The following is a 17,588-nucleotide window of genomic DNA, read 5'->3' as shown; positions in this document are numbered from 1 at the left end:
GCCCGGTGGGAGGTCTCGGCCCGCGGCATCGTCCAGCGCTCAGGTTCGGCACGAGTTCCACGAGGTCGGGGTCTCCGACCGCGCGGGACGGCCCGATGTCATCGACTGGAGTCGACCTCGCCCCACACCGGTCGGGGGCGGTTTCTGTCGTGCCCTCGGGCTAACGTCTCCGCTGTCGCCGACGGGAGGGGGTCGCCATGACTCAGGACAACGCCACGGTATTTGTCGACAGAGACCTGCGGGGTGCCCGGTTCAACAGGTCGATCCTGGCCGGCGCGGTGATGCGGGGCGTCGATGTGAATGGCCTAGACATCGACGCGCCGTGGCTGTCCGACGGCACGCTCGTGGTCAACGGCGTCGATGTCGTGCCGCTGGTCGAAGCCGAGCTCAACCGACAGTTCCCCGGCCGTGAGCTCCGAACGGCCAAGGACCCGGACGACCTGCGCGTGGCGTGGGCGGCGGTCGAGGGAGCCTGGGCGTCGGCAGTTGACCGGGCCCGGTCCATGCCCGAGGGCACGGTCGACGTTTCGATCGACGGGGAGTGGTCGTTCGCGCAGACGCTGCGCCATCTGGTGTTCGCCACCGACGCATGGCTGGGCAAAGCGGTCCTGCGCCTGCCGCAGCCGTTCCACCCGCTCGGTCAGTCGCACGTCGAGTACGAGACCGACGGCTTCGACATGTCGGTCTTCGCCACCGAGCGGCCGACCTTCGAGACGGTTCTCCAGGTGCGGGCCGAGCGGCAGGCCATGGTGCGCGATTTCCTGGCCACCGTCACGCCGGAGCTGCTCGTCGAGTCTCGGCCGAGCGCCTGGTGGCCCGAGTACATCGTGTCCGTCCTGCACTGCCTCCACGTGATCATCGGCGAGGAGTGGCAGCATCTCCGCTTCGCCCTACGCGACCTCGACGCGCAGGGCTGAGACCTCGCCCGAACGGCCGCTCGGGCCACTGCTGGATGCCGCTCGTCGCTCGATCGACACGAGTTCCTTGATGTCGGGTCTTCGGCCGGGTGGGATGGCCCGATTTCGCTGATCTGGAGTGGATCTAGCCCTGAACCGTGCGATCGGACGGGGTTCCTGTCGTACCCGGTGGTTAGCGTCGATGTGACCGACGGTGCTCGGCCGGCGACGACAGGGTGTCGACCGGGCACCGCGAGCCGATCAGGAGGCGTGATGCGCATCGACTGCGACGGGTGCGCGAAACGGGCCGACGGCTGCTCCGGCTGCCCGCTGGCCGCCCTGTTCGACGAGACGTCCCCGGCGGCCGGGCTGGTCGCCGCCGAGGTGGAGGCCATCGAGGTGCTCGCCCGGGCCGGCTTCGACGTGGAAGTGCTGGCCGCGCCCGCGCGCCCGCAGGCGGCTCGCAGCCGTGGCACCCGCCGCGTGGCCTGAGCCCGACACCGCGCCCGGAAGTGGGCTTCTCGCGGGCCATAGGATGAGCGGTCACGGCGGGAGGAGCGGCGCGATGAGCGGGGCACGACGGGCGGTGACGCGGTGACCCCGCGCGGCTGGGCGCTGCTCGCCCTGGCCGGGCTGACCATCGCGCTGATCGTGCTGGCCGCGCTGCTCATCCCGTGGCACCGGCCACCGGCGCCCCGGGCCGACCAACTCGCCGCGCTGGGTGACCTGCCGGCCGAGCAGGTGGCCAAGGGGCGGGAGTTCCGGGCCGCGCTGCGCCCCGGCCGGTATACCGCGCTCGCCGTGGGGCTGCTGATCGCCCTCGCGCTCGGGCTGACCCCGCTGGGCAGCCGCCTGGTCGAGCTGGTGGGCCGGCCCTTCGGCGGGCACTGGGCCGCGCAGGCGGTGCTCGGTGGGCTGGCCGTGCTGCTCGTCGCCGACCTGCTCACCCTGCCGTTCTCGGCCTGGCGGCAGAGCGTGCTCACCCGCTACGGGCTGAGCACCAACGGCTGGAGTGGCTGGGCGGTCGACCTGCTCAAGTCGTACGCGGTCAGCGCGGTGGTCGGCGCGGTGGCGCTGTTCGGCTTCTACGCGGTCATCCGCCTCGCGCCACGCTGGTGGTGGGCTTTCGGCGCGGCCGGTGCGGCCGTGCTGGTGGTGCTGCTGTCGTTCGTGCTGCCGGTGCTGGTGGAGCCGGTGTTCAACCGGTTCACCCCGCTGGAGCAGGGCCCGCTGCGCACCGAGCTGATGAGCATTGCCGCCCGCGACGGAGTGCCGGTGCGCGACGTGCTGGTCGCCGACGCCTCCCGCCGCACCAGGGCGGTCAACGCGTACGTCTCCGGTCTCGGGCCGACCCGGCGGGTGGTGGTCTACGACACGCTGCTGCGCGAGGCGACCCCGGCCGAGGTGACCGCCGTGGTGGCGCACGAGTTGGGGCACGCGAAGGACTCCGACGTCACGGTCGGCACGCTGACCGGGGCGCTGGGTGCCGCCGCCGCCGTGGTGGCGCTCTATCTGCTCGGCTCGTGGGGGCCGCTGCTGCGGTTGGCCGGCGTCGACTCGGTTGCCGAAGCGCGCGCGCTTCCGTTGCTGCTCGCCCTGGTCACGGTGGCCGGGCTGATCGCCACGCCGGTGCAGGCCCTGATGTCCCGACGGGTGGAGGCGCGCGCCGACGCGCACGCGCTCGCGCTTACCCGTGACCCGGTGGCCTTCGAGTCGATGCAACGCCGGCTCGGCTCGGTCAACCTCGGTGACCCCGACCCGCCGCGCTGGGAATACCTCTACTCGGCCTCGCATCCATCCACGGTGGAGCGGATGGCCGCTGCCCGCGCGTACGCCCGGGAGGCCGGCCGATGAGCCGCACGCTGCTGATCACCAACGATTTTCCGCCCCGCCCGGGCGGGATCCAGTCCTTCGTGCACAACCTCGCGGTGCGTCAACCGGCCGGTTCGGTGCTCGTGTACGCGTCGAGCTGGCGCGGGGCGGCGAAGTTCGACGCCGACCAGCCGTTCGAGGTGATCCGGGAGCGCACCCGGGTGCTGTTGCCCACCCCGTTGATCGCCCGCCGGGCGGCGCGGCTGGCCCGTGCGTACGACTGCGACACGGTGTGGTTCGGCGCGGCGGCCCCGCTCGGGCTGCTCGCCGCTGGCCTGCGACGTCGGGCCGGCGTACGCCGGGTGGTGGCGCAGACCCACGGCCACGAGGTCGGTTGGGCGGCGCTGCCGGCCGCCCGGCCGGCGCTGCGGCGCATCGGTCGGGGCGTGGACGTCACCACCTATCTCGGCGAATACACCCGTAGCCGGTTGGCCCGCGTACTGGACGGGGTGACCGAGCTGCGTCGGCTCGCGCCCGGGGTCGACGTGGACACCTACCACCCGACCGTGGACGGTGAACAGGTCCGGGCCCGGCTCGGGTTGACCGACCGGCCGGTGGTGGTCTGCGTGTCCCGGCTGGTGCCGCGCAAGGGTCAGGACATGCTGATCCGGGCACTGCCGGAGATCCGCCGTCGGGTGCCCGACGCGGCGCTGCTGATCGTCGGCGGCGGGCCGTACCGGGCGACCCTGGAAAAGCTGGCCCGGCAGACCGGTGTGGAACGGGACGTGGTGTTCACCGGCTCGGTGCCGTCGGCCGAGCTGCCGGCGCACTACGCGGCCGGCGACGTCTACGCGATGCCGTGCCGCACCCGCAACCGTGGCCTCGACGTGGAGGGGCTGGGCATCGTCTACCTGGAGGCCTCGGCGACCGGCCTGCCGGTGGTGGCCGGTGATTCCGGGGGCGCACCGGACGCGGTCCGCGAGGGGGAGACCGGCTACGTCGTCAGCGGCCGGGACGTCGCCCAGCTCGCCGACCGGGTCGCCCGGCTGCTCGCCGACCGGGACCTGGCTCGCCAGTTGGGCGCTGCGGGCCGGGCGTGGGTGGAGCGGGAGTGGCGCTGGGAGGCGCAGGCGGAACGGATGGCCGCGCTGCTCGCCGGCTGATCGCCGCCCGCGCTCAGCGGGGGCTCGCCCGGGGCGGCGCGTAGTGCGGCACGTACTCCTGGCCGGTGAGCTTCTGGATCGCCGCCATCACCTCGTCGGTGACCGTGCGGATGTCGCGTGGCCCGTTGATCCGCTCGGCGACCGGGATCGGCGGGCCGAACCGCAGGGTGACCGGGTGTCGGCGGGGCAGCCGCGCGTCGACCGGCAGCACCTCGGCGGTGCCGAGCACGCCGACCGGGATGATCGGCACCCCCGCGTCGCGGGCCAGTCGGGTCATTCCGACACGGCCCCGGTAGAGCCGCCCGTCCGGGGAGCGGGTGCCCTCCGGGTAGACGGCGACGAGGCCGCCGGCGCGCAGCACCGGGACGGCGGCGTCGAGGGCGCGCAGGGCGGCCCGGCCGTCGGCGCGGTCGACCCGGATGGCACCCATGCCGGCGACGATCCGCCGGTTGAGCCAGCCCACGGGACCGCGACCGGTGAAGTATTCGGCCTTGGCCCAGAAGGTGACGTGTCGGGGCGTCGCGCTGACCAGGAACAACTCGTCGGCGACGGACAGGTGATTGCCGGCGAGGATCGCGCCGCCGTGCTGGGGCAGATGCTCCAGCCCTTCCACGCGGGGCTGCCAGCCCAACCGCAGTGTGGCGCCGACGGTCAGTTTGGTGAGGTCGTACAGCAGGGGCACGTGTTCTCCGGGGATCGGGGTTCAGTCGAACGTCGGGCCGAGATGGGCGTCGAGCGCGGCGCGCAACAGGGCGTCGTCGTCGCTGGCGCCGGTGGCCAGCGGCAGGCTGCCCCAGGCCCAGAGCTGGGCGATGCCGTGCAGGTTGGCCCAGAGCGCGCCGGCGAGCACCGGTGCGGGCGCGTCGGTCGGCCGGCGTACCTGGGCCACCAGGTCGGCCAGGACGGCGAACAGCGGCAGGCTCGTCTCGCGCAGCCGCAGCCGGCCGCTGTCGAGCAGGTCGTGGCGGAACATCAGCTCGAACATGCCGCGGTGGGTCGCCGCGAAGTCCAGGTACGTCCGGGCCAGCGCGGCCAGTCTGGTACGCGGGTCGGGGCCGGCGTCGCGCATCGTCTCCTCGATGCGGGCGGTGAGGTCGGCGAAGCCCTCCCGGGCGATGGCGGAGAGCAGGTCGACGTGGTTGGGGAAGTAGCGGCGCGGTGCGCCGTGCGAGACCCCGGCGCGACGGGCGATCTCCCGCAGCGACACCGCGGACTGGCCCTCGCGCAGCACGAGGTCCACCCCGGTCGCCACCAGCCGTGCCCGCAGGCCCGTCTCATCGGCGCTCATAGACAGTGTCTACCATCTGGTCGTAGACGATGTCTACCTCGGTGGGTCTGACTCAGCGGATGCGGGCCAGGATCCGGTCGGCGGGGGCTGGCCGCCCGAAGTGCCAGCCCTGGGCCGCGTCGCAGCCGATCGCCCGCAACCGCTCGGCCTGCCCGGCGGTCTCCACCCCCTCGGCGGTGACCGTCAGGTCCAGCGCGTGCGCCAGCGAAACCAGCGAGGCGAGGATCCGCTCGTCGGTGCGGCCGACCGTAGGCGACCGCAGGCCGGCCACGAACTCCCCGGCCACCTTCAGCTCGGTCACCGGCAGGTCCCGTAGGTACGCCAGGTTGCTGTAGCCGGTGCCGAAGTCGTCGATGGCGATCCGCACCCCGAGGTCGGCCAGCACCCGCAGGGCGCGTACCGGCTCCTCGGCGGTGCTCATCATCGTGCTCTCGGTGATCTCCAGTTGGAGTCGCTCCGGCGGCAGGCCGGTCTGCCGCAACAGCGCGCGGACCTCCTGCACCAGCCCGGGACGGTGCACCTGTCGCACCGCCAGGTTGACGCTGACGAACGGCGCGGCGACATTACCGGCCGACCAGGCCTCGGCCTCGCGGCACGCCTCGGCCAGCACCCACCCGCCCAACTGGACGATCAGGCCGGTCTCCTCGGCCAACCCGATGAAGCTGTCCGGCCGCAGCACACCCAGCTCCGGGTGGCGCCAGCGGACCAGCGCCTCGACGCCGACCATGCTGCCGTCGCGGAGCGAGGTCAGCGGCTGGTAGTCGAGGTAGAACTCGCCCCGTTCCAACGCGGCCGGGATCGCCGCGGAGAGCGCGTACCGGGCCAGCTCCCGTTGGTTGCGCTCGGCGTCGTAGAGCGCCCAGCGCGCCCCGCCAGCGGACTTGGCCCAGTGCAGGGTGCTGTCGGCGGCGCGCATCAGGTCAGTGGGGTTGGCGCCGGCCACCTGGCGCTCGACGATGCCGATGCTCGCCGAAATCTGCAGCTCGTGCCCGTCGACCAGGGCCGGTGTCCGGATCGCGGCCAGCGCGGTCTCGGCCACCGCCACCATGTCGTCGGTGCCACCGCTGCATTGCACCAGGATGACGAACTCGTCCCCGCCGAGCCGGGCCACCAGGTGCTCGCCCATGGCCTGGCTGAGCCGTTCGGCCACCGTGACCAGCAGCCGGTCACCCACCTGGTGCCCCAGGGTGTCGTTGACGACCTTGAAGCGGTCCAGGTCCAGGAAGCACACCCCGACCCGCTGCGCGCCCTGGCCGGGCTCGTTGAGCGCCACGGTGAGCCGCTCGGTGAACAGCGTCCGGTTGGGCAGGCCGGTGAGCGGGTCGTGGGTGGCCTGATGCCGGAACCGGGCCTCGCTGGCTCGCAGCGCCCGCTCGGCCTGCGTGCGGGCCCTCATCGCGGCCCGGCGGATCGACTCCTGCTCGTCGAGCGTCCGGTCGCGCAGCGCGCGGGCGTAGCCCGTGGCGACGGCCGCCAGCAGCCGGGCCATCCGGTCCTCGACGTCCTCGGCCACCAACCCCAGGTCGCGCACCAACCGGAGTTGGATGACCTCGACGGTACGACCCAGCCCCTCCGCGGAGGCGATGTGCGCGGCGACCAACTCGGCACCGACCCGATGACCGGCACGCAGGTCGAACGGCTCCGTGAGCAACGCGCCGGCCAGTTGCCCGGTGAGCCGGTCCAGCAGGGTCTCCAGCTGGGCCTGGGTCATCGGCAGGTAGCTGGTCCCGGAGACCGCCTTTGCCCAGGCTCGGGCGAACGTGCCCGGGTAGGAGGTCGCCCCGGGTGGCTCAGCCACCGAGTCGCCCGACGCCGCCCATGAAGACCGCGCGCTCGGCGTCCTCCGCGCTCTCCGGAGTGTCCGGTCGCCACTGGGGCACCCAGACCACGCCGGGGTCGAGCAGCTCGAACCCGTCGAAGAGCGCGGTCAGCTCGGCCCGGCTGCGCACCGACAGTGGGTTGTCGGTACGCCGGTAGACCCGCTCCGCCTCGGCGCGTTCGTCGTCGCTGCGCCCGTCGTCGCTGGCCTGCGACAGCACCAGGTAGCTGCCGGGGGCCAACGCGTCCCGGAGCGTCCGCAGCAGCTGGGCTGGTCGGTCGTCGTCGGAAACGAAGTGCAGGACGGCCACGACCATCACAGCGACCGGTTGGCTCAGGTCGAGCAGCTTGCGGACGTCCGGGTGGGCCAGGATCGCCTCCGGGTGCCGCAGGTCCTCCTGCACCACCACCGCCCGTTCGTTGCCGGTGAGGATCTCGCGGCTGTGCGCCACCGCCACCGGATCGACGTCCACATAGACCACTCGCGACTGCGGGTCGAGCCGTTGGGCGATCTCGTGCACGTTGCCGACGGTCGGGATGCCCGAACCGATGTCCAGGAACTGCCGGATCCCGGCCTCGGCGAGGTGGTGCACGGCCCGGCGCAGGAACGCCCGGTTGGCCTGGGCCATCAGCGGCGCCTCGGGCACCGCCGCGACCATCGTCTGCGCCGCGGCCCGGTCGGCGGCGAAGTTGTGCGAGCCGCCAAGGTAGTAGTCGTACATCCGCGCGACGCTCGGGCGCTCGATGTCGATGGTGTCGGGTGCCCAGTCCGGCCGCTGCATGCGTCAACCCCTCGAGTCCGCGACGCGGGCACCGTCGCCCGCGCGGGTATTGTGCACCCGCCACGCACGCCAGACCATAGCGCGCCAGAGGTTACCCGCCGACGTCGGTCGATGCGCGACGGTCCGCGCCGGGGAGAAGCTGGCGCGGACCGTCGGTCGCAACGTCCCGCTCGACGAGCGGGGGCAGGTCAGAACTTCGGGGCGTCCGGTGCCTCAAGGAGGCCGAGCCGCAGCGCGGTCATCAGCGCCTGCGCCCGGTTGGCAGCCCCGAGCTTCTCGTAGAGCTTGGAGATGTGCGTTTTGGCCGTCGACTCGCTGACGAACAACTGCTTGGCGATGCCCGCCACGCTCATCCCGTCGGCGAGCAGTCGCAGCACCTGCCCCTCCCGGGGCGACAACTGCGGGCCGGACGGGGCGAGCCGGCGCTTCATCGCCTCGGCCAGGTCGGCGGCGGTGAACGCGCTGGGCGAGGAGGCGGCGTGCCGTGCGGCGGCCACGACCTCGTCGGCCGGGGCGGTCTTCGGCACGAAGGCACTCGCGCCAGCCTCCAGAGCGCCGAAAAGCTGGTCGTCGCCGGCGTACATGGTCAGCACCACGATGCCCATCGACGCGCTGGACTTGCGCAGCGCGCGGGTGGCCTCCAGGCCGCTGCCGTCGGGCAGCCGCAGATCCATGATCACCACGTCCGGCTGCAGAGCACCGGCCTGGCGTACGCCCTCCGCCGCGGTGGCGGCCTCACCGACGACCTCGAACTGACGGTCGCGCTCGAAGGCGTGCCGCAGGCCCTTGCGAATCAGGTCATGATCGTCGACAAGGAGGACCTTGGTGCGGGTGGCCGGTATCGGACTTGTGGTCATCCTCGGGTTACTCCCCTTCTGGTGCTGCGCTACCGCGCATGTTGTCTCGCCGGGACGAGGTGCCAAGAACCACCGCCACGGTCGTGCCGCTGGGTTGTCGCGGCCTGATCTCCAACCGGCCCCGGATACGTTCCGCCCTCTCGGCCATGATCGCAAGACCGTACCGCCCGTCGGGGCGCTGGTCAGCCATCCCCTGACCGTCATCCGACACTTCTATTTGCGCGTACGGGGGGTCGACCTCACACGTGACCCACAAATTCGAGGCGCCGGCGTGCTTGCGCGCGTTGGTCACCGCCTCCTGCGCGATGCGCAGCAACTCGGCCTCGGTGGCCGCCGGCAGCCGGGCGGTGGACTCGTCCAGCGAGAGATGCACGCGCAGCCCGCCGGACGCGCCCACGGTGCGCGCGTACTCGGCGATCGCCGCGGCCAGCCCGCCCTGGCGGTCCACCTCGCTGCGCAGCTCGAAGAGGCTCAGCCGCAGCTCCTGGATCACCCGGGTCACCTCACCGCGCAGCGTCCGCAGAGCCTCGGCGGTCTCGTCGGCGTCGTCGAAGACGGTGGCCAGGGCGTTGTCGATGCCGTAGCCGACCATCACCAGCTCCTGCGCCACCCCGTCGTGGATCTCCCGGGCCAGCCGCTGCCGCTCCTCGTTGGTGGCCAGCGAGCGCACCTCGTCGAAGAGCAGCGCCGCCTCCAGCCGCAGCGCGGCCGGGCGGGTCAGGGCGGTCACCCGGGACACCACCGGCGGCGGGTACGCGTGCGCGACGTCCGCCTCCAGCACCACCAGCCCCACGGTGCGCACCCCGGCGACCAGCGGGACGATCAGCGCGGACACGTCGGCGCCGTGGTGCGAGCGGGACTGCGAACGCGCGGCGGTCTGTGCCTGTTGGCTGGCCCAGGCGTCGGCGATCGCCGAGTCCGCGTCCAGCGTCGTCTCCCAGTCCACCCGGTCGACGCCGGCCTGGGCGAGCACCACGAGCCGGCCGCCGCCGCTGGCCGACAGCACCGCGCCCCGGTCCGCCCGGGCCACCGTGCGCAGCTCCTCCAGCAGGTGCTCGGAGATGCCACCCGGGTCCAGCGTGGCCCCGGGCAGCTGCCGGGCCACCGTCCGCAACTGGGTCAGCAGTCGGGTGGCCTCGGCGTACGGCTGGGGTTTGCCTTCACCGCGGACCGCCATCACCCGGTGCAGGGTGCCGGCGGCGTAGAGCCCCAGCGCCGCGAGGATCAGCCACTGCGCGCAGACCGCGAGGTAACCCGGCTGGCCGAGCTGGAGCCCGCCGCCGACCTCGGTCAGCGCACCGCTGACCAGCAGGGTCGCGGCGGTGACCGCGAGCAGAGCGCTGCCCTCACGGAAGCGGCGGCGCAGCGCGGTGACGGTCACCGGGACCGCCAGGTAGGGCAGCATCGCCGAGGCGCCGAGCCCGTCGACCGTGCCGCCGATCGACGCGACCGCGGCCACGTGGCTCGCGGCCAGGCCGAGCACGACCACCTCGGCCACCCGGCTCAGCGGCGCGATCAGCTGCTGCTGCGGGGCCAGCAGGGACGGGAGCCCGGCCACCGCCAGCAGCGCGATCCACCACAGCTGGGCGACGTCGCGGGTGACGAACAGGGTCAGGACGGCGACCAGCGCCAGCATCACCAGGCGGGCGGCCGCGGCGAGGGGATGCGGGTGCGGTGCGGTGGCTGTGGATGCGGGCACGTGACGGATGGTAGTCAGCCTCGGTAGATATCGGCGATCTCCGCCGCGTACGTCTTCTGGACAACCTGGCGCTTGACTTTGAGGGACGGGGTCAGCTCGCCGGTCGCCTCGGTGAAGTCGCGGGGCAGGATCCGGAACACCTTGATCGCCTCGGCCTTGGAGACGGCCCGGTTCGCGGTGTCGATCGCGGCCTGGATCTCCTTCCGCAGGCCCTCGTCATGGCGTAGTTGCTCGACGGAGGTGTCGGCGGGCATCCCGGCGCCTTCCAGCCAGGTCGGCAGCGCCTCCTCGTCGAGGGTGACCAGCGCCGCGATGAACGGCTTCTGGTCACCGACCACGACGCACTGGCTGATCAGTGGGTGCGCCCGGACCAGGTCTTCCAGCACCGCCGGGGCGACGTTCTTGCCGCTGGCGGTGACGATCAGCTCCTTCTTGCGGCCGGTGATGCTCAGGTAGCCGTCGGAGTCGAGCTGGCCCAGGTCGCCGGTACGGAACCAGCCGTCGGTGCTGATCACCTCGGCGGTCGCCGTCTCGTTGCGCCAGTAGCCCTGGAAGATCAGCTCGCCGGAGATCAGGATCTCGCCGTCGTCCTCGATCCGGACGGTCACACCGGGCAGCGGGCGCCCGACGGTGCCGATCCGGGTGCCGGTGGGCAGGTTCGCCGCGGCGGCGGGTGAGGTCTCGGTCAGGCCGTAGCCCTCCAGGATCGGCACGCCGACGCCCCGGAAGAAGTGACCGAGTCGGGCGCCGAGCGGCGCGCCGCCGGAGATGGCGTCCCGGCACCGCCCGCCGAGCGCGGCGCGCAGCTTCCGGTAGACCAGCCGGTCGAAGACCGCGTGCTGGGCGCGCAGCGCCAGGCCGGGTCCGCCCGGGGTCTCCAGAGCCTCGCTGTACGCGATGGCGACCTGCTCGGCGCGGGCGAAGATGCCACCCTTGCCGGACCCTTCGGCCTTCTGCTTGGCCGCGTTGTAGACCTTCTCGAACACCCGGGGTACGGAGAGCACGAAGGTCGGCCGGAACTCCTGCAGCTCGGCGACCAGGTTCTTGGGGTCGGCGCAGTGCGCCATGGTGGCCCGCGCCTGCACGACGCCGATCTGGATCAGCCGGGCGAAGGCGTGCGCCAGCGGGAGGAAGAGCAGGGTGGTCGCGCCGGCGTTGAACAGGTTCGGCAGCACCGGCACCGCGTTGGCGATGTTGGCGTACATGTTGCGGTGGGTGAGCATGCAACCCTTGGGTCGGCCGGTGGTGCCGCTGGTGTAGATGATCGTGGCCAGGTCGCCGGCACGGAGGGCCTTGCGTCGCTGTTCGACCTCGGCCAGCTCGACCGTGGCACCGGTCGTGACCAGTTCGTCGACCGCGCCGTGGTCGATCTGCCAGACGTGGTTCAGCTCGGGCAGGCGGTGCCGGACGCCGGCGACCAGGGCGGCGTGCGCCTCGGTCTCCACCACGATGGCGACCGCGTTGGAGTCCTCGAGGATCCAGGCGGCCTGCTCGGCGCTGGACGTCTCGTAGATCGGCACGGTGACCGCGCCGACGGCCCAGATGGCGTAGTCCAGCAGCGTCCACTCGTAGCGGGTACGGCTCATCAGCCCGACCCGGACACCCGGCTCGATGCCGGCGGCGATCAGCCCGCGGGCCACCGCGGCCACCTCGTCCCGGAACTGCAGGCAGGTGACCTCGCTCCAGACGGTGGTGGTGCCAGCGGTGCCCGGGGTGGGGCGGGCGAACTGGACGGTATCGGGCGCGATCTCGGCGTTGTCCCAGACCGGATCGGTGAGGTTGGCCGTGTCGCCAACGGTGACGATCGGCGGAACGGAAAACTCGCGCACCTGCACTCCTTCGTGCTCGCACTGGCCGGGCCGGCCGCCACCGTGGGCGGCGGCTGTGTCGAAACCTACCCGGCGGGCGGTCAGGGTGGGACAGCCAGGAGGCGGGTAGCCTCCCCCCATGGCGGACTCCTCCACCCAGTCGATCATCATTGGCGCCGCACCGGATCGGGTGACGGCGGTGATCTGCGACTTCGCGCGCTACCCGGAGTGGACCGACGCGGTGCGCCGCGCCGAGGTCGTCGAGGAGTACGAGGACGGCTACGCCAGCCAGGTGCACTTCACCATCGACGCCGGGGTGATGGCCGACGACTACGTGCTCGCCTACGAGTACGCCGAGGACCTGTCCCGCATCGAGTGGCACCTGGTCGCCCCCTCGAAGATGCAGAAGACCCAGCGCGGTTCGTACGACCTGGTGGGTAACCCGGATGGCAGCACCACGGTGACCTACACGCTCGAGGTCGACCTGTCGGTGGGAATGCTCGGAATGTTTCGGCGCAAGGCCGAGAAGATGATCATGGACACCGCGTTGAAGCAGCTCAAGCGCCGGGTAGAAGCAACCGGTGCGGCGCAGTGACGTGTCCGGTGGCACGGTAGAGGAGCCGACGGTGGGCGGAACGGATCCGGGTTCGGCCCGGGAAGAGGCGGAGCGGTTGGTCGCCACCCTGCTCGCGGGGGCGCGACTGGCCTCCGGAGGCTCGGCGGGCGGTGCGTTGGGCTCGCTGGGCGGGGTGCTGGCCGGTGTCCTCGGTCACAGTGCCGGCCCGGACGGGCGCCCCGGCACCGGTGGTGCTTTCGCCACCGGTTCGGCCGAATGCTGCGTCTGCCCGGTCTGTCGGGGCATCGCCGCGTTGCGGGACCCAAGTCCGGAATTCGCCGAACGCCTCGCGACCGGCGCCGGTGACCTCGCGGCGGGCGTCGCCAGCCTGCTCCGGGCGTTCTCCCCGGCGGAGCCGCCCGCGACGAGCCCATTCGAGCCGGCATCCGAACCGAACGCCCCGCCACCGCCCGCACCTGCCGCGAGCACCGGCGATGTGCCTCCGGAGTCAGCTCGGAACAATCAGTCCACCGCAGCCGGCGACGATCACGTGTGGCGCGATGCCACCCGTAGCGGGCATGATTCTCAGCCGGCACCGGAGCGGGATATCTGGTCGGTCGCCACCCGGACGGCGGACCCACTCGCCCCGGCCGCCGCACCACCCGTCGACGAGGCCGGGTCGGCGACCGCACCGGCACCGACCACCCGCCCCGTGGTGCCCGCATCGCGGGTGTCCGACGACACCGGCGCGGAAGCGTCGGGCGACGGCGCCTGAGCGCGGGACATCCCGACCCGGACCGGCACATTGCCGGGACGCGGGCCGGACAGCAGAGGGGAGCGGCAGCGGTGACGCTGACCATCGGAGTCGACGTCGGTGGCACGAAGGTGGCCGGCGGTGTCGTGGACGACACCGGCACGGTCCTCGTGCAGACCCGACGGAACACTCCCGCCGATGATGTCGGCAAGACCCGCGACGTCATCATCGAGGTGGTCGGCGAGCTGGCCGCCGGGCGGACGATCGAGGCCGTCGGCATCGGCGCGGCCGGTTGGATCGACGCCAGCCGCTCGACCGTGCTCTTCGCCCCCAACCTGGCCTGGCGGGATGAGCCGCTGCGCGAGTACGTCAGCACGGCGGTCGGCCTTCCCGTGATCGTGGAGAACGACGCGAACGTGGCCGCCTGGGCCGAGTTCCGCTACGGCGCGGCCCGCGCCGCCGACGACTCCATGATCATGTTCACCATCGGCACCGGCGTGGGCGGCGGCATCGTCCTCGGCGGCGAGCTGATGCGGGGCGCGCACGGCATCGCCGCGGAGCTGGGCCACATGCTGGCCGTGCCGGACGGGCACCAGTGCGGTTGCGGCCGGCTGGGCTGCATCGAGCAGTACGCCAGCGGCAGCGCCCTCGTGCGCTTCGCCCGAGCCGGCGCCCGGCAGGAGCCCAACCGGGCCACCGCGCTGCTGGACCTCGCTGGCGGTGAGGCCGAGGCGATCACCGGCCCGATGGTGACCGCCGCCGCGCAGGGTGGTGACCCGATCTCCGCCGAGGCGTTCGCGCAGATCGGCCGATGGCTCGGCACCAGCCTCGCCGACATGTCGCAGATCCTCGACCCGCAGACCCTGGTGGTCGGCGGCGGTGTGATCGACGCCGGTGACCTGCTGCTCGGCCCGACCCGCCGCTCCTACCTCGACGCGCTCGCCCAGCGCGGTCGCCTGCCGGTGGCCGAGGTGCTCCCGGCCGAGTTGGGCAACAGCGCCGGGGTGATCGGCGCCGCCGATCTGGCCCGCCGGATCTGAGGCGGTCCGGGATGGGCCAGGGTGCCGGCGTGCCGCTGCGCGTGGTGTCGTACAACATCCACAGCCAGCGTGACGACACCGCCGCGCTGGCGGCGGTGGTCCGGGCCGCGACGCCGGACGTGGTGATCGTGCAGGAAGGTCCGCGCCGGTTCCGGTGGCGGCAGAAGTCCGCCACGTTGGCCGAGTCGTTCGGCCTGGTGGTGGCCGCCGGCGGGCTGCCCGCGCTGGGCAACCTGCTGCTGACCAGCCTGCGGGTCCAGGTGCGGGACACCCGATGCCAGCGCTTCCCGCTGAACCCCGGCCGGCATCTGCGCGGCGCCGCGTACGCCGACTGCCGGGTCGGCGACGCTCGGTTCACCCTCGCCGGCTCGCACCTGTCCACCGACCCGACCGAGCGCCCGGCGCAGGCGGCCGAGTTCAAGCGTGGGCTGGACGCGGCGACCAGCCCGGTGCTGGCCGGGGCGGACCTCAACGAGGGTCCGGACGGGCCCGCGTGGGCGACCGTGTCGCGCGGGTTGACCGACGCCGCGGTGGCGGCCGACCGGGCGGACCGGCTCACCTACTCCTGCATCGACCCACGCCGACGCATCGACGCGCTCTTCGTCGACCCGCGGATCACCGTGGTCGACTACGACGTGGTGGACACTCCGCAGACCCGCCGCGCCAGCGACCACTTCCCGGTCCTGGTCGACCTGCTGCTGCCCAGCACCGACTGACCCCCAACCTCGGTTCGACCGTCGATTCGTCCGCGTCAGGGCTGGACATCCGGCTCCGTTGTGGAGAGGATTTCGCGGCGACCGGCACGCGTGCCGTACAAAAGGAGATGTCCCGGTGTCCACCTCCACCGACCACGGCCGGCCCGACCCGGAGGCGACCCCGTCCGCGCAGAGCGGCGACGGCCGCCCGGTCTCCGACCGGGGCGACACGGTCTGCGTCATCGGGGCCGGGGCCAGCGGCCTGACGGCCATCAAGAATCTGCGCGAGCACGGGTTCGGCGTCGACTGCTACGAGCGGGAGACGGGCGTCGGCGGCGCCTGGAACTGGCGGCACGACCGCAGCCCGGTGTACGCCAGCACCCACCTGCTGTCGTCGAAGCCGTTCACCCAGTTCCCCGACTTCCCGATGCCGGACTCCTGGCCGGACTACCCGCACCACAGCCAGCTGCTGTCGTACTTCGAGCGGTACGCCGACCACTTCGACCTGCGCTCGCACATCTGGTTCGGCACCGAGGTGATCAGGGTTGAGCCCGCCGAGGGGGAGCGGTGGGACGTGACCACCCGCTCCACCGGCGGATACGGCCCGGAGCGCACCTCCCGGTACGCCGCCGTGGTGATCGCCAACGGCCACAACTGGTCACCGAAGCTGCCCCGCTACGAGGGGCTGGAGCAGTTCCGCGGCGAGATCATGCACGCCTCGTCCTACAAGGACCCCGCGCAACTGCGCGGCAAGCGGGTGCTGGTGGTCGGTGCCGGCAACACCGGCTGCGACATCGCCGTCGAGGCCGCCCAGCAGGCGTCGCGTTGCTGGCACTCCACCCGGCGCGGCTACTGGTACGCGCCCAAGTACGTGCTCGGCCGCCCCGCCGACCAGGTGAACGACACCCTGCTGGCGCTGCGGGTGCCACTGCGTCTGCGGCAGTGGCTCTACCACTGGACGATGCGGTTGACCGTCGGCGACCTGACCCGCTTCGGCCTGCCCAAGCCGGACCACCGGGTCTATGAGACGCACCCGATCGCGAACAGCCAGCTCGTCTACTACGTGGGTCACGGTGGGATCGGCCCGGTGCCCGACATCGCCCGGTTCCACCCGTACGCGGTGGAGCTGGCCGACGGTCGTGAGATCGACCCCGAGGTGGTCATCTTCGCCACCGGCTATCTGCCGCGCTTCGAGTTCCTCGACGCGTCGGTGTTCGGTGACAGCGCAGGGGCTGGCCGGCCCACGCTGTGGCTCAACGCGTTCACCCCGGGGCATCCGACGCTGGCGGTCGTCGGCCTGGTGCAGCCGGATTCCGGCTTGTTCACCCTGTCGCACTGGCAGACGGTGCTCTTCGCCCGACTGCTGCGGGCCCGCCGGGACCGACCGGAGCGGGCCGCGGCGTTCGCGCAGCGGGTGCGCGAACGGGCCGGGGAGCGTTACTCCGGGCAGGTCAAGGACAGCAGCCGGCACTGGTTCGAGGTCGGTCACGCCGACTACCTGCGCGCCGTCGAGCGCGCACTGGGCGACCTGGAGGGCAAGTGAGCTGCTGCCGGCCCCACCGTCGCGAACGAGAGGCTGAACAGTGACTGAGCTGCGGATCATGCGGGGCCGGGAGTGGTCCCGCCCGGTCCGGCCGGCCCGTCGGGAGGTGCTCAGCGCCACTCCCGAGCTGGAGGAGGGGCGTCCGCCGCTGCTCTTCGTCCCCGGGTTCGGGCACGGCGCGTGGGCGTTCGCCGAGCACTGGTTGGGTCACGCCGCATCGCGGGGCTTCCCGGCGTACGCGGTGAGCCTGCGCGGGCACGGTGGCAGCGAGCCGGCGCCGGAGGCGACGCTGCGGGCGTACGCCCACGATGTGGTCCAGGTGGCCGCGGACCTGCCGCGCCAGGCGGTGCTGGTGGGGCACGGTGCCGGGGCCCTGGTGGTGGCGCACGCGTTGGCCCGCTACCCGGCGCGCGGCGCGGTGCTGGTGGCGCCGGTCTTCGGTGGTTGGGGAGTGCTGGGTGCGGCCCTGCGCCGCAACCCGGCGGGCACGCTGCCGGCGGTGTTCGGCGGGCCGCTGCGGCTCAACCGTGGGCAGTTGTTCAGCCGCGAGTTGCCCGACGAGGAGGCCCGGCGGTACGTCGGACGGCTCGGTCGGGCGGGTCGGCGGGCGCAGTGGGCCCTGCTGGGTGAGCCGGAGGCCGAGCCGGCCGTGGGTGAGCCGCCGGTGCTGGTGCTGGGCAGCCCGGACGACCGGGTGGTGCCGGCGTCGACGTTGACCCGGGTGGCCCGCCGCTATGGTTCGGCCCCGCTGCTCTTCCCCGGGATGGGCCACGACCTGATGCTGGACGCGCGGTGGGCCGAGCCGATCGACGCGATCCTGGACTGGCTGGAGAAGGAGCCCGCGGCGCACTGACCGACCGGGCGGCCCCGCGCCGGT

General features: G+C 72.8%; 17 protein-coding genes. 10 read left to right on the top strand and 7 right to left on the bottom strand.

Annotated features, from left to right (window positions below; genetic code table 11):
- Positions 1-197 precede the first annotated feature (197 nt).
- From OG811_RS02435 to OG811_RS02420, 4 genes are all read left to right on the top strand, one after another.
- On the top strand, positions 198-917 hold the full coding sequence (locus tag OG811_RS02435) for a DinB family protein (RefSeq protein WP_406071795.1): 720 nt from the start codon (positions 198-200) through the stop codon (positions 915-917).
- Between the two features lie 252 nt (positions 918-1,169).
- Positions 1,170-1,388, top strand: a complete 219-nt coding sequence (locus OG811_RS02430) for a hypothetical protein (protein ID WP_406071793.1) — start codon at positions 1,170-1,172, stop codon at positions 1,386-1,388.
- A gap of 102 nt (positions 1,389-1,490) precedes the next feature.
- Complete coding sequence (locus OG811_RS02425; RefSeq protein ID WP_406071792.1) at positions 1,491-2,750, top strand: M48 family metalloprotease; 1,260 nt, start codon at positions 1,491-1,493, stop codon at positions 2,748-2,750.
- Complete coding sequence (locus OG811_RS02420) at positions 2,747-3,871, top strand: glycosyltransferase family 4 protein (RefSeq protein WP_406071790.1); 1,125 nt, start codon at positions 2,747-2,749, stop codon at positions 3,869-3,871. Before OG811_RS02425 ends, OG811_RS02420 begins: the two co-directional genes overlap by 4 nt.
- A gap of 13 nt (positions 3,872-3,884) precedes the next feature.
- Here the strand turns inward: OG811_RS02420 and OG811_RS02415 are convergent, their stop codons facing one another.
- From OG811_RS02415 to OG811_RS02385, 7 genes are all read right to left on the bottom strand, one after another.
- Positions 3,885-4,553, bottom strand: coding sequence for a lysophospholipid acyltransferase family protein (locus OG811_RS02415; protein ID WP_406071788.1), 669 nt, complete (start codon positions 4,551-4,553; stop codon positions 3,885-3,887).
- Positions 4,554-4,574: 21 nt separating this feature from the next.
- Positions 4,575-5,159 carry a TetR/AcrR family transcriptional regulator gene (locus OG811_RS02410; RefSeq protein WP_406071786.1) on the bottom strand — a complete coding sequence of 195 codons (585 nt, stop codon included), beginning with the start codon at positions 5,157-5,159 and terminating at the stop codon, positions 4,575-4,577.
- A 52-nt stretch (positions 5,160-5,211) separates the two neighbouring features.
- On the bottom strand, positions 5,212-6,870 hold the full coding sequence (locus OG811_RS02405; RefSeq protein ID WP_406075461.1) for a putative bifunctional diguanylate cyclase/phosphodiesterase: 1,659 nt from the start codon (positions 6,868-6,870) through the stop codon (positions 5,212-5,214).
- 79 nt (positions 6,871-6,949) lie between these two features.
- A complete protein-coding gene (locus OG811_RS02400; RefSeq protein ID WP_406071785.1) occupies positions 6,950-7,759 on the bottom strand; it encodes an SAM-dependent methyltransferase in 810 nt (269 codons plus the stop codon).
- Positions 7,760-7,947: 188 nt separating this feature from the next.
- The gene (locus tag OG811_RS02395; protein ID WP_030337723.1) at positions 7,948-8,616 is read right to left on the bottom strand and encodes a response regulator transcription factor; all 669 of its coding nucleotides are present in this window, start codon (positions 8,614-8,616) and stop codon (positions 7,948-7,950) included.
- 7 nt (positions 8,617-8,623) lie between these two features.
- Entirely contained in the window at positions 8,624-10,315 is a 1,692-nt protein-coding gene (locus tag OG811_RS02390) for a GAF domain-containing sensor histidine kinase (protein WP_406071783.1), read from the bottom strand.
- Between the two features lie 14 nt (positions 10,316-10,329).
- A complete protein-coding gene (locus OG811_RS02385; RefSeq protein WP_406071781.1) occupies positions 10,330-12,144 on the bottom strand; it encodes an AMP-dependent synthetase/ligase in 1,815 nt (604 codons plus the stop codon).
- Between the two features lie 118 nt (positions 12,145-12,262).
- On the opposite strand from OG811_RS02385, the gene OG811_RS02380 reads away from it, so the two are divergent.
- From OG811_RS02380 to OG811_RS02355, 6 genes are all read left to right on the top strand, one after another.
- Positions 12,263-12,718 carry an SRPBCC family protein gene (locus tag OG811_RS02380; RefSeq protein WP_406071779.1) on the top strand — a complete coding sequence of 152 codons (456 nt, stop codon included), beginning with the start codon at positions 12,263-12,265 and terminating at the stop codon, positions 12,716-12,718.
- A gap of 31 nt (positions 12,719-12,749) precedes the next feature.
- On the top strand, positions 12,750-13,454 hold the full coding sequence (locus OG811_RS02375) for a hypothetical protein (protein WP_406071777.1): 705 nt from the start codon (positions 12,750-12,752) through the stop codon (positions 13,452-13,454).
- 71 nt (positions 13,455-13,525) lie between these two features.
- The gene (locus tag OG811_RS02370) at positions 13,526-14,473 is read left to right on the top strand and encodes an ROK family glucokinase (RefSeq protein WP_406071774.1); all 948 of its coding nucleotides are present in this window, start codon (positions 13,526-13,528) and stop codon (positions 14,471-14,473) included.
- A gap of 11 nt (positions 14,474-14,484) precedes the next feature.
- Positions 14,485-15,189, top strand: a complete 705-nt coding sequence (locus OG811_RS02365) for an endonuclease/exonuclease/phosphatase family protein (protein ID WP_406071772.1) — start codon at positions 14,485-14,487, stop codon at positions 15,187-15,189.
- A 115-nt stretch (positions 15,190-15,304) separates the two neighbouring features.
- A complete protein-coding gene (locus OG811_RS02360) occupies positions 15,305-16,711 on the top strand; it encodes a flavin-containing monooxygenase (RefSeq protein ID WP_406071770.1) in 1,407 nt (468 codons plus the stop codon).
- A 58-nt stretch (positions 16,712-16,769) separates the two neighbouring features.
- Positions 16,770-17,564 carry an alpha/beta hydrolase gene (locus OG811_RS02355; RefSeq protein WP_406075460.1) on the top strand — a complete coding sequence of 265 codons (795 nt, stop codon included), beginning with the start codon at positions 16,770-16,772 and terminating at the stop codon, positions 17,562-17,564.
- The last annotated feature ends 24 nt before the right edge of the window (positions 17,565-17,588 follow it).

This window comes from Micromonospora sp. NBC_01638, from assembly GCF_045209745.1.
Classification (GTDB): domain Bacteria; phylum Actinomycetota; class Actinomycetes; order Mycobacteriales; family Micromonosporaceae; genus Micromonospora.
The sequence above is the reverse complement of the archived record's forward strand: the minus strand, read 5'-3'. Positions and strand labels throughout refer to the sequence as shown.

Coding starts and splice junctions, on each gene's coding strand:
- OG811_RS02435 (WP_406071795.1), top strand. CDS start 198: ATGACTCAGGACAACGCCACGGTATTTGTCGACAGAGACCTGCGGGGT.
- OG811_RS02430 (WP_406071793.1), top strand. CDS start 1,170: ATGCGCATCGACTGCGACGGGTGCGCGAAACGGGCCGACGGCTGCTCC.
- OG811_RS02420 (WP_406071790.1), top strand. CDS start 2,747: ATGAGCCGCACGCTGCTGATCACCAACGATTTTCCGCCCCGCCCGGGC.
- OG811_RS02410 (WP_406071786.1), bottom strand. CDS start 5,159: ATGAGCGCCGATGAGACGGGCCTGCGGGCACGGCTGGTGGCGACCGGG.
- OG811_RS02405 (WP_406075461.1), bottom strand. CDS start 6,870: ATGACCCAGGCCCAGCTGGAGACCCTGCTGGACCGGCTCACCGGGCAA.
- OG811_RS02400 (WP_406071785.1), bottom strand. CDS start 7,759: ATGCAGCGGCCGGACTGGGCACCCGACACCATCGACATCGAGCGCCCG.
- OG811_RS02395 (WP_030337723.1), bottom strand. CDS start 8,616: ATGACCACAAGTCCGATACCGGCCACCCGCACCAAGGTCCTCCTTGTC.
- OG811_RS02380 (WP_406071779.1), top strand. CDS start 12,263: ATGGCGGACTCCTCCACCCAGTCGATCATCATTGGCGCCGCACCGGAT.
- OG811_RS02365 (WP_406071772.1), top strand. CDS start 14,485: ATGGGCCAGGGTGCCGGCGTGCCGCTGCGCGTGGTGTCGTACAACATC.
- OG811_RS02355 (WP_406075460.1), top strand. CDS start 16,770: ATGCGGGGCCGGGAGTGGTCCCGCCCGGTCCGGCCGGCCCGTCGGGAG.